Raw genomic sequence first — 12,636 nt, forward strand, 5'->3', positions numbered from 1 at the left:
AATGCCTCCATAGATTTCTATATGCATAAATATATGAAAAAACCCAATTATTTATTCCTATCTAAAATGTCTTACTTTACTAATAAATGTCGATAACCACATATAAGTAAATATTAAAATTCATATAGCTAGTAATTAGAATTAGTCTTCTACTATTTCTATATTACCACCTAAAGATCTTATTTTCTTGTCTATATCAACATATCCTCTTTGTATATGATATATTTCACCTATTTGAGTTTCTCCTTCAGCTATAAGTCCGCATAATATAAGTGCAGCTCCTGCTCTTAAGTCAGTTGCATTTACATTAGCTCCGTAAAGTTGGTCAACACCTTTAACTACAGCTGTTCTTCCTTCTATTTTTATGTCTGCACCCATTCTGTTGAATTCTGCAACGTGCATAAATCTATTTTCAAATACTGTTTCTATTACAACACCAGTTCCTCTAGCAACTGTAAGCATAGCCATTATTTGTGCTTGAACATCTGTAGGGAATCCTGGATGTGGTAAAGTTTTAACATCTACTGCTTTTAATTTTTCTGGTCCAACTACTCTTATTGAATTGTCCATTTCTACAACTTCGCAACCTGCTTCTATTAATTTAGCAGTTACTGGTTTTAAGTGTTCAACTAATACATTTTCAACTGTTATATCACCTTTTGTCATAGCTGCAGCAACCATGTAAGTTGCAGCTTCTATTCTGTCTGGTATAACATCATGTTCAGTTCCTTTTAATTCTTTAACACCTTTTATTCTTATAGTGTTTGTACCTGCACCTTTAACATCTGCTCCCATTTCGTTTAGGAAGTTAGCTAAGTCTACTATCTCTGGTTCTTCTGCTGCATTTTCGATTATAGTAGTTCCTTCTGCAAGTACTGCAGCCATCATTATATTTTCAGTTGCTCCAACAGATGGGAAATCTAAGTATAATTTAGATCCAACTAATTTATCTGCTTTAGCTTCTACAAATCCGTGATCCATTATTATATCTGCACCTAAAGCTTTAAATCCTTTTAAGTGTAGGTCTATTGGTCTTGTTCCTATTGAACATCCACCTGGCATTGATATTTTTGTTTGGTTAAATCTAGCAAGTAATGGTCCCATTACGAAGAATGAAGCTCTCATTTTTCTTACTAATTCATATGGCGCTTCACAAGTAGTTAAGTTACTTGCGTCTACTGTTAAAGTTTTGTCTTTGTATTCAACTTCCGCACCAAGGTGTCTTATTAAGTCTGATATAACGTGTACATCTGTTAAATCTGGTACTTCGTGTAAAACTGATTTACCTTTTACTAATAGTGTTGCCGCTATTATAGGTAATACTGCATTTTTTGCTCCATCTATTCTAACATTACCTTTAAGTGGGTTACTTTTCTTCACAATTATTTTAGCCATAAATATGTCTCTCCTCAATCTAATAATCTATTTTTATTATAGGTGTAGCCATATATATTGTCGTTCTATCATCATCTTCGCTATACCTAATTCCTATATTCAAATTCATTTCTCTATCTAAATATTTTAAGTTATTTTCTTTTAATAATTTACTATATGCATTTACTGATAAAAAGTTTTCTTCCTCTATATCATCAATTTTTTCAGCATACATATTATATAATATTTTTTCCAAAATAGCACTAATTTTAGCGTTATTTAATTTATTTGTATATTCTCCTGCTATACAAATATTAATATTTACTTTATCTGAATATTTGTTTAGTTCATTTTCTAACTTAACATAAACATTCTCTATATTTTTATATACTTTATTATTTAATATGTCAACTATTATATAGAATTCTTTTGAATTTTTTTTGACTCCAACTATTGAAATTCCTTTATCTTCGTCATCATAATTTACATATATTTCACCTTTTTGCATTTTTGAGCTTAACTCACCATGACCATCACCTAAATTTTTTGCAATTTCTGTGCAAATGTCTTTTAGTTGATTCATGTCCATTTCTTTTTCTATTATTATGCTAGATTTTATGTTATAAAATTTGAAATTAGATTCAGTCATCTCAAAACTTTCTATGAATTTATCTATCCATTGTGTTTGATTTTGTTGTCCATAAATTGTAATTGCTCCAAATAAAGATAAGATAAGTACAAAGAAACATATCATTGCTTTAAATAATTTCATTTTAAAGTCCCCCTCTAATTTATCTTTACTTAAAGTATCTACAGATTTATTGTTTTTAAACGTAATTATTTTAACTTAAGATTATTAGTAATTAAATCTAGATTTTTATTAAATATTTATTATTTCTATTAATTGTTGTTAAGGCTTTATTTTCGTATATTTCAGCTTTTATCAATGTTTTAATCATATAAGTATTTTTTCTCGCTTATACTAGCATTTATTCGATTATTTGATATGTATAATTTTTACATCTATCTTATTAACCGATACTTAATATGTCTTTTAATTATTTTAATAAGAGATATTTTTACACAAAACAAAAGTGCAACCGAAGTTGCACTTTTTTAATGTATTTATAATATTGGGGGAATATTATGAGGAATACATTTATATTATGGTCAATAAAAAAAATTATATACACAAAAAATAAAATTTTTCTTTTTTATAAATTTTTTAACTAATAATGATAATACTTCTTCCCAAAGCAAAGACCCATTTTACTTATGTAAAATGGGCCTTCTAGCTAATGTGTATGTGTTGTTAAATTATTTTTTTGTATTGTATTTATATTAATTTTTTAAATTAAATTCAAATTATTCAACTGTAACTGATTTAGCTAAGTTTCTTGGTTTATCTATATCGCATCCTCTTTCTTTTGCAACATAGTAAGCTAATAATTGAAGTGGTATTACACTTAATATACCAGCTAATATGTTATCAACTTCTGGGATGTATATAACTGCATCAGAAGATTTTTCTACTTCTTTGTTTGTTTCTTCAGTTATTGATATAACGTTAGCTCCTCTTGCTTTAACTTCTTGCATGTTAGATAACATTTTTTCGAATAGGCGTTGTTGAGTTGCTAAAACTATTACTGGAACACCTTCTTCTATTAATGCTATAGTACCATGTTTTAATTCACCAGCTGCAAATGCTTCAGCATGAGTGTAAGATATTTCTTTTATTTTTAAAGCACCTTCCATTGCAGTTGAGTAGTCAAGACCTCTACCTAAGTAGAATATGTCGTTTTTGTCTACTAATTGTTTTGATATTTCTTTTATTTGTTCTTCACATTTTAATACTTCTGTAACTTGCTCTGGTATAGCTTTTAATTCTTCTATATAGTTCATGTACTCTTCTTTAGTTATAGTACCTTTCTTTAATGCGAAGTCTAATGCTATCATTACGAAAGCTACTATTTGAGTAGTGTATGCTTTTGTAGAAGCAACTGCTATTTCTGGACCAGCCCAAGTGTATAATGTGTAGTCAGATTCTCTAGCTATTGAAGAACCAACAACGTTAGCTATTGATAATACTGTAGCACCTTTAGCTTTAGATTCTCTTAAAACTGAAAGTGTATCAGCAGTTTCACCAGATTGACTTGCTAATATAACTAAAGTGTTTTCGTCTATAAATGGATCGCTATATCTGAATTCTGAAGCTATATCAGTTATTACTGGTACTTTTAAGAATCTTTCTACAGCGTGTTTTCCTATAAGTCCTGCATTATAAGCAGTACCACAAGCAACTATATATATTTTGTTTATTTTGTCTAATTGCTCTTTTGTTATATCTATATCATCTAATTTTATTTCACCATTTTCATCTAATCTTCTCATTAGAGTGTTGCTGATTGCTTCTGGTTGTTCATATATTTCTTTTATCATGAAATGGTCGTATCCACCTTTAGATGCTGCTTCAACGTCCCAGTTTATTTCGTTTACTTTTTTGTCTACTACTTCTCTGTTTTCGTTTAATATTTGAACTTTGTCTCCTAATATGTGAACATATTCGTCGTTTTCTAAGTAGTAAACTTTTCTTGTATATTTTAATACTGCAGGTATATCAGATGCTATGAAGTTTTCACCTTCACCTAATCCAACTATTAATGGACTGTCTTTTCTTACTGCTACTAATTCTTGGTCGTTATCTGTGCATATAACACCTAATGCATAAGCTCCTCTGAATCTAGCTGTAGCTTTGTAAACTGCATCTAAAAGATTTCCTTCGTAGTATTTGCTAACCATATGAGCTGCTACTTCTGTATCTGTTTGAGATATGAATTCATATCCTTCAGCTTGTAATTCAGCTTTTAATTCTAAGTAGTTTTCTATTATACCATTGTGAACTACTGCTATTGTTTTTTCTTTATTAAAGTGAGGATGTGAGTTTACATCTGATGGTACACCATGAGTTGCCCATCTTGTATGCCCTATTCCTAAATGTCCTTTTATTGGATTTTTTTCTAAATCTTCAGCAAGTACTGCTAATCTACCTTGGAATTTTCTTATTTCTAATTCATTTTTACCATTGTTTACAGCAACACCTGCAGAGTCATATCCTCTATATTCTAATTTTGAAAGCCCATCGACTAAAACGTCTGTCGCTTGTCTATTACCTAAGTATCCTACTATTCCACACATAATTTGTGTCCTCCTAAAAAATATTTAATTTATATATTTTTAAGATTTCGGGTCAATCCACATGGGTTTCTTTTTGTTTAATAGGATTACTCCCATTCTTTGTAGAAATCCTCCGATGGTGGCACACCGCAGAGCATCCGCCGATATTTCGATTAACTCTGACCTCGTCAACTTAAAAAATTAAGTTCTGGCGCTTGATAAACACTAGTTTTATTCTAGTATTTACAATTAACTTAAGATATATTCGGGCATAAAACCACGCTATATGTGATTTTATACCCTTAATTTATTTACTTTTAAATTAGTTCTTAAGATAATTTTGCTTTTATAAGATCTGCTAGCTCTTGTGCTAACTCTCTTATTTGACCTTCATCTTTACCCTCTAACATAACTCTTACTAATGGTTGTGTTCCAGATGGTCTTATTAAAACTCTACCTGTTCCAGCCATAAGTTTTTCAAGTTTTTCTATTTCAGTTCTAATTTCGTCATTTTCCATAAATTTATTTTTAACTTCATTTCTAACATCCACATTTATTAAAACTTGTGGGTATGTTGTCATTAAAGCCGATTGTTCTGATAAAGTTTTGCCATCTTCTTTTACTATTTTAGAAACGATTAATGAACTTAAAGTTCCATCTCCTGTAGTATTATAATCTAGGAAAATCATATGTCCTGATTGTTCTCCACCTAGATTGTGGCCACTCTTTTTCATCTCTTCTATTACATACCTGTCTCCAACATCTGTAATAGCTAAATCTATTCCATATTCTTTAGCTGCTACATGAAGACCTATATTACTCATTGTAGTAACAACTAATGTATCGTTAGCTAGTTTATTTTGTTTTTTAAGGTAAACAGCTCCTAATATCATTATATGGTCACCATCTACAATTGTACCTGTCTCATCTACTGCGATTAATCTATCAGCATCACCATCATATGCAAGACCTAAATCAGCATTGTGTTCTACAACTGCTTTTTGAAGTCCTTCTGGATGTGTTGAACCGCATTTGTGATTTATGTTTTCGCCATCAGGAGTAACATTCATAGCTATTACTTCTGCTCCTAATTCTCTGAAAACTTCTGGTGCAACTTTATAAGCTGCTCCATTTGCACAATCTAAAACTACTTTTAATCCTGTTAAGTCAGTATCTACTATAGATTTTAAATAATCTACATAGTCTTGAGCTGCTGTATGTTTATGAATTCTAACACCAACCTCATTCCCTATAGGATTATAAGCTATTTTTTCCATATTATCAATATATTCTTCTATCTTTAACTCGATTTCATCATCTAGTTTAAATCCATCTTTATTGAAGAATTTAATACCGTTGTCTTCCATTGGGTTATGTGATGCAGATATTACAACTCCACACTCAGCACCATATTTTCTAGTTAGGTATGCAACACCTGGTGTAGGTATTACACCAACAGTAATTACATCACAACCAACAGACATTAAACCAGCAATTAAAGCTGCTTCTAACATATCTCCTGATTGTCTTGTATCCTTACCTACTACAACTTTTACTTTGTATTCATTATTAGTAAGAACATATCCTCCTGCTCTACCTAATTTATATGCTAAGTCACAAGTAAGCTCTTTATTAGCTACACCTCTTACTCCGTCAGTTCCAAAATATTTTCTCATAAAAAGTCTCCTTCCAAAATGAAAACCTTAATAATTATTATATCAGTAAATGTCAAAAAAATTTCTTACAAGTTTATAACATTTATTTCCAAGTTATCATGTATATTTTCAATGTATTTTAAAATCTTAATTATTTACAGCATTGTTAAATAATGAATTTGCCGTCCTAAAATTTGTCATAAACTCATTTTAATACTTAAATACAAAAAAGACAATAGCTATTTTAGCTATTGCCTTCTCTGTATTTATCTGGTATTTAAATAATTATTATTTATAATAAAATAAGCTATTTTTATTGATATTATCAATTATCTCAGAGTATATTTATTTTGACATTACATAACTAGGTTCAATCGATATACTTTTTACATTAACCCCGCTATGATTAATATTGTACTGGCTGCCAGAATTAAATCCGCCCGATAAATCAAGATATAATTTTAAATCTGATTTAGATATCTTTTCTGCTTCTCTATCGTATTCTACAGTTACTTTTATCGTCTCTGGCAAATCAAAATCCTCAAGTGTTTTGTTATCTGCATTATTTTCTAAAGTCAATTCAGAACCGGAGTATGTAAATACGCTGCTAGTTGCTTCATTAGTACTTGCAGATTTTATAGTAATACTTGTTCTATCAGAACTAATTCCACTTGGTATCTTCAAATCTATAACTTTATTATTTGATGTAAGTTCATCAACATTAATTGGTTCTGTATCAATTGAATCTATTGATTTTAAATCTTCACTTTTTCCCTTTATTTGTATTGTACTTGGTGTTATTGTAAAATCTTCTCCTTCAACTAATTTAGAACTATTTCCTCTAAAAACAACATTTATTTTAACTTCTTTTTGTTGTAGATATGATACTTCTGCACTTACTTTATCAAACGCTAAAGTAACATGATTTACTTCTTTTCTATCAGCATCTAATGCTTTTAATTCTAGCTGTGTAGATTGTGTCTTAGATAATTTCTTATCTGCATTAAATACAGCTTGTACATATTTTATAGACTCTACTCTACTTCTCGGTCCTGATACCATTACATTTTTCTCACTTAATGTAATGGTATCGACATCATCTTTATATTGTCCTGTTATTTCAACATTAATTTTTTTCTCTTTTTCTATACTTTTTTCTAAGTTTATAACGATAGTATCTGACTTAAAGTCCGTAGATACTTTGTCGCTTGCGCTAGCTCTCAAATAAAGCTGATTTTGCCCCTCTATAGGATTATTAATAGTCCCATATACATTTATATTATTAGCCGTTATCTTTTGTAAATCTGATAGGTTTCCTTTAACATACACAGATGCGACTAATTCTTCATCTGGATCTACAACTAACCCTAAATCGTTTATTTCATGGATATTTGTTATAGTGATAGGTATTTCTTCAAATAGTTTTGTATCCTCTGGGTCTACAACAGCCATAACATACATCCAAAGAACTATCGCACTTAATAAAGATATTATCTTTATCTTGGTATTCTTATTTAATATTTCTATCATTTGAATATACCACCTTTAAATAAACTTTTCTCAGTTGCACTCTTTCTCAAATTATTTTTTAATATATTAGCCATTCTTTCCTTAGCAATATTTCTATATAATTTACCAGATTTCGCAATTGAGACCTCCCCTGTCTCTTCTGAAACAATTAAAGTTAAACAGTCTGATACTTCACTAATACCAACCCCAGCTCTATGTCTTGTCCCTAAATCCTTTGTTAAATCCTTACTTTGACTTAAAGGTAAAAAACATGCCGCTGCCTTTATCTTAAAATCTCTAATAACCACTGCCCCATCATGCAATGGAGTATTTGGTATAAATATATTTATTAATAATTGACGTGATACATCACCATCGATAGTAGTCCCTGTATTTATTATATCTGATATTTTAGTTTCCCTTTCCATTATTATAAGAGCCCCTATTTTCTGTCTAGAAAGCGAATATAATGTTTCAACAATTTCTTCTATCATTTTATTAAGTTGTGCATCATCTTCATTTTTATTTCCCTTTTCAAAGAGCTTAAAATTAGCTCTACCTATGTACTCAAATCCTGCTCTAAGCTCTGGTTGGAATATAATACATACCGCTATAACCCCAACCTCAATAGCATTTACTAAAATCCAATAAAGAGTATGTAATTTAAATAAATCACTTATCTGTGTAGCCAATAATAATATTACAATTCCTTTAAAAACCTGTTCCGCTCTAGTATCCTTTATAAACATAAATACCTTATAGAAGATATAAGCTACTATTGATATATCTACAACATCATATATACTCATCCTTAGTATAATATTCATAAAATCATTAAAAAAATTATTTAAATCGGACATTATATCATCCTCCTATTTAATTAGTTTTCTTATTTATCCACCTCGAAATATTTAAGTTGTAATTTAAAATTTCAAGGTTTTCTGATCTATTTATTATTTGTATGTTATTTTCATTTATTTTAATTTAATTTTATTTATTTTAATATCATTTGTTATTTTTAGATTAAATATAGTTATATTAAATAATTGAATATAACTATATTCATATTAATCATTTTGATCTATTTATTTATATAGTTATTCAGATTTAATCATCTTTATATATTTATTTAAATAATTATTTAGATTTACCATCTTTGTATATTTATTTAAGTCTCTATTTAGATTAATTGTTCTGATATATTTTTGATAGATTTAATTTTATCTTACTCTATCTTATTTATTCTACTTATCTATTTTTTATATAGATGTTTTATATAAGTCCCTTATAAAATAAATTGTAAATTATTCTCTCTAGGCGCTGTGTATGATATGTATCTTAACTCTACATTATATATTATAAACTTTTATCTACATATTTTATAATTTTCATTATGTATGTTTTTATGCTTAGATTTTAATATAAATTTATATACTATCTATGGCGTAGCTTTCCAACGCTCTTCCTCAATAGTTTTATATAGTCCCTATTGTATAGTTCTAGTTTTTATTTATATTTATATATTTATATAACTTTACTATTTCTATTATAAATTTTAATTTATTAATCTTAGTTTATTAATATTAATTTTATTATTAATAACTAACCTTATATTAATACAGGTTATTAATTTTTATATTTTTCTTGTATTAATACTGCTTATTAATCCTGATATTTTCATTTTCTAACTATCTCTATTTATATATTTTAATACTTTTTTTATTAAAATTATTTACTTTTTTATGTCAATTATATCAATTTTTTATTACTTCACTTTGTATTATACTATAATAATCCAAGTATGTACAAATTATACACAAGTTTAAAGAGAAATCTGTATTTTTGTATAAAAAAAAGGCTATGTTAGCTATCTTCGTGATAAATATGACATAAAAACAACCACACCTTAGAATTTTCAATATATTGAATTCTAATATGTGGTTGATTATATAACTTACTATAAATTGTTCGTAATATATTAATATTGTCTATTAAGCTACTTCTATAAATTATAACTTTTACCAAAACCAACCTCCATATCCTATTTCAAGATGTAATATGAAAAACAAAGTTGGTAATAACAACATACTTATAATACTACAAATATAGCACATTTTCGTAAATTTATTTTCTTTATACTTCCTCTTAGTATAATCAAATAGCACTATGAAAGGTATTGTACTTAGCACTATTCTTAACAGAAATCCCAATTGTAAAAGATATTCATCATTAAGTTTTATACCATCTAGTAGTATTAATGGCAATGCCCAGCTAAACCATACTATTATGTTAGAAAATATAATTGCTGAAACATACTTTCGTATATATATCCTTTTTTCTTGTTTCATCGCATCACCTTTCTTCATAATCAACACTATTATAGTGTTTTACTTATAAGTCACAATATATGACAATTGCGATTTAGTTTATATTATATCATTTTCAACACTTATTTAAAACATAGCCTAATTTTATAAAAGGCTATGTTAAACTATTTATATCTATATATACCTATAGTTTTATATCTATCTCCTTCTAATACTTCACTAGCTCCATAATATATGCTATAATCTTCTTCATTTATTTCAACTATAGCATCTCCCTCTTTAAAATATGGAACTTCAAATATGTGATATTGAATATCTCTCATTATTCTTCTTGCATCAATAAGTGCGATTATATCTCTATATTCTAATCCATATGAACACAATTCTTCAATTCTATTTAAATCATTTTTAAACGCTTGATTTTTTACTGAATTAGATATGTATCTTATAGTATTTACAATTCCATATAAATCATTATTATCATAAGCATCCCATCGATTATTTGCCTTATCGAATAATTCTTTATATCTATCATCAAAAATAACTTGGTTCAATGCAGTATAACAGTCTCCAAATTTAAGAACTTGCTCTTGATTTAAGTTAAAGAATATATCAGTTCTTAAATCATATCGTTCTTCATCTGACATAGTAGGTTTATTTTTTTCTACTGATTCTATTATATTTATCAATTCTTGTTCTTCGCTTTCTTTTGAATAAATATCATTAGAAATAATTTGATTAATATTATTAGTATCAATTAAATTCTCATTTTTATTAATATCCAAAGTTATATCTTCTTTTGAATTACTGCACCCTGTTAAAAATAATGATATAGCAATTAAAAATAAACTTAACCTAATTACTTTTACCATATAAAATTTCCCCTTTTTATTTATAATTAATTCTCAATATATAATAATTACGAACTTAATTATATTATATAAAGTATTCAATTGTTTTCCAATTATAAAATGGTTTCATTAATTTGAAGTAAAGTTCCTTACTTTATGTTAATTCAATGAATCTATTTCTAATAGTGGCTCTAGTTACATATGTATCCTTAGTAGCTACATTCACTAGCATATCTTTAATTCGGTCATTCTTTTTATTCTTCTTACTTAGTTGTAGAAATTTAAACCAAGCCAAATAATTATTGATATATTTTGTGGATACACCATTAAAAGTCATTAACCATCTCTTAAAGCTACTGTGAAGAGCATTTATATGCTGTAAATGATAAACACTATCTATCATTGATTTTCCTCTAGGAACTTGCTTTAACTCTATGTTCAACTTATCCTTTATTCCCATATATGATTTATGTGAATCTACACAAAAAGTAGCATCTTCACATATTTTATTGTCAAAGAAGTTAACTATTTGATTTGTTGTAATTCTACCATTACAAACAGCACCCATAAGGATATTTCCTTTTCTATCAATTGCTGTCTCTATACAAATCTGCTCTTTTGATATTCCTCTTTTCTTCTTATCATTTTTACCTTTACCTCTTTTTCTAGGATTTCTAGGCATTACAAATGTAGTACTTTTAGAATGATTCCCTTTAAAAGACTCCTTAATAAAGCATTCATCTACTTCAACTATACCTTCAACTTTATCATTTTTTAATGATAAATTGATTACATCAAGTATCCTATGACGCATGTAAAAAGACGTTTTAACACCTACTCCTACTTCTTCAGCACATTTTCTTATAGAAAGTCCTAATATCATTAATTCGCAGTATTTTAGCCATTTATCTAACCCTAATTTTGTATTAGAGAATGGGGACATAGTAAACTCATCAAAACTTGTACGACAACGTTTACATATATATCTTTGTCTTCCATTAGATTTCCCATTTTTATTTACATCTTTACATTGACATTTTGGGCACTCGTATCCTTTAGAAAATCTACTTTCTTTAACATTATCTCTAATTTCAGAAGAATTAAATAAAGTACTTAATACTTCTTGTGCTACTGAAATTAACTCTGTAAGTTCATTCTTTTTTAAATCTTTTATCATAGCTTTTATATCTATTTTTGACATAATATTAGGTATCCTTTCTGTAAATTAGTTGAAATATAGTCTATACCTATATTATAGCCTATTTTAGATATAATTAATCACAAAGTTAGCTAACATAGCCAAAAAAAAAGTTTCACTAATGTGAAACTTTTATAATTGGTGAGCGCACAGGGATTCGAACCCCGGACACACGCCTTAGAAGGGCGTTGCTCTATCCAGCTGAGCTATGCACCCACATATATGGAGCGGGAAACGAGATTCGAACTCGCGACTTCAACCTTGGCAAGGTTGCGCTCTACCGCTGAACTATTCCCGCAAATTTTGGCGACCTGGAAGGGACTCGAACCCTCGACCTCCAGCGTGACAGGCTGGCATTCTAACCAGCTGAACTACCAGGCCGCATAAATAAATGGTGGGACCAACAGGGCTCGAACCTGTGACCCCCTGCTTGTAAGGCAGGTGCTCTCCCAGCTGAGCTATGGTCCCATATTGGTGACTCATAGGGGAATCGAACCCCTGTTACCGCCGTGAAAGGGCGGTGTCTTGACCGCTTGACCAATGAGCCA

Annotated in this window: 9 protein-coding genes and 5 tRNA genes; all 14 read right to left on the minus strand. The window is 28.7% G+C overall.

All coding sequences use genetic code 11. The features are described 5' to 3' along the window. Positions 1-141: 141 nt before the first annotated feature. The 14 genes from murA to ABCM86_RS11835 all read right to left on the minus strand — a co-directional run bounded on the left by murA (position 142) and on the right by ABCM86_RS11835 (position 12,635). Complete coding sequence (murA, locus tag ABCM86_RS11770) at positions 142-1,395, minus strand: UDP-N-acetylglucosamine 1-carboxyvinyltransferase (protein ID WP_195929495.1); 1,254 nt, start codon at positions 1,393-1,395, stop codon at positions 142-144. 19 nt (positions 1,396-1,414) lie between these two features. Beyond that, complete coding sequence (locus ABCM86_RS11775) at positions 1,415-2,146, minus strand: YwmB family TATA-box binding protein (protein ID WP_295734274.1); 732 nt, start codon at positions 2,144-2,146, stop codon at positions 1,415-1,417. A 593-nt stretch (positions 2,147-2,739) separates the two neighbouring features. Further along, the gene (gene glmS / locus ABCM86_RS11780) at positions 2,740-4,569 is read right to left on the minus strand and encodes a glutamine--fructose-6-phosphate transaminase (isomerizing) (RefSeq protein ID WP_195931602.1); all 1,830 of its coding nucleotides are present in this window, start codon (positions 4,567-4,569) and stop codon (positions 2,740-2,742) included. Between the two features lie 308 nt (positions 4,570-4,877). Further along, the gene (glmM, locus tag ABCM86_RS11785) at positions 4,878-6,224 is read right to left on the minus strand and encodes a phosphoglucosamine mutase (protein ID WP_295571878.1); all 1,347 of its coding nucleotides are present in this window, start codon (positions 6,222-6,224) and stop codon (positions 4,878-4,880) included. A 324-nt stretch (positions 6,225-6,548) separates the two neighbouring features. Beyond that, complete coding sequence (locus ABCM86_RS11790; protein WP_195931600.1) at positions 6,549-7,733, minus strand: CdaR family protein; 1,185 nt, start codon at positions 7,731-7,733, stop codon at positions 6,549-6,551. After that, positions 7,730-8,572, minus strand: a complete 843-nt coding sequence (cdaA, locus tag ABCM86_RS11795) for a diadenylate cyclase CdaA (protein WP_195931599.1) — start codon at positions 8,570-8,572, stop codon at positions 7,730-7,732. Before cdaA ends, ABCM86_RS11790 begins: the two co-directional genes overlap by 4 nt. Before the next feature lie 1,158 nt (positions 8,573-9,730). Next, a complete protein-coding gene (locus ABCM86_RS11800; protein ID WP_007287782.1) occupies positions 9,731-10,078 on the minus strand; it encodes a hypothetical protein in 348 nt (115 codons plus the stop codon). Positions 10,079-10,203: 125 nt separating this feature from the next. Further along, on the minus strand, positions 10,204-10,911 hold the full coding sequence (locus ABCM86_RS11805; protein ID WP_007287781.1) for a hypothetical protein: 708 nt from the start codon (positions 10,909-10,911) through the stop codon (positions 10,204-10,206). A gap of 133 nt (positions 10,912-11,044) precedes the next feature. Continuing rightward, a complete protein-coding gene (locus tag ABCM86_RS11810; RefSeq protein ID WP_007287780.1) occupies positions 11,045-12,091 on the minus strand; it encodes an IS1595-like element ISCpe8 family transposase in 1,047 nt (348 codons plus the stop codon). A 136-nt stretch (positions 12,092-12,227) separates the two neighbouring features. Next, positions 12,228-12,304 (minus strand) — tRNA-Arg (locus tag ABCM86_RS11815). A gap of 7 nt (positions 12,305-12,311) precedes the next feature. Continuing rightward, positions 12,312-12,386 (minus strand) — tRNA-Gly (locus tag ABCM86_RS11820). A gap of 6 nt (positions 12,387-12,392) precedes the next feature. Beyond that, positions 12,393-12,469 (minus strand) — tRNA-Asp (locus tag ABCM86_RS11825). An 11-nt stretch (positions 12,470-12,480) separates the two neighbouring features. Then, positions 12,481-12,556 (minus strand) — tRNA-Val (locus tag ABCM86_RS11830). 4 nt (positions 12,557-12,560) lie between these two features. Next, positions 12,561-12,635 (minus strand) — tRNA-Glu (locus ABCM86_RS11835). Between the last annotated feature and the right edge of the window lies 1 nt (position 12,636).

It is taken from the genome of Clostridium sp. 2218st1_F5_2218SCRN_220325 (assembly GCF_039062665.1).
In the GTDB taxonomy this organism is placed as follows: domain Bacteria; phylum Bacillota; class Clostridia; order Peptostreptococcales; family Peptostreptococcaceae; genus Intestinibacter.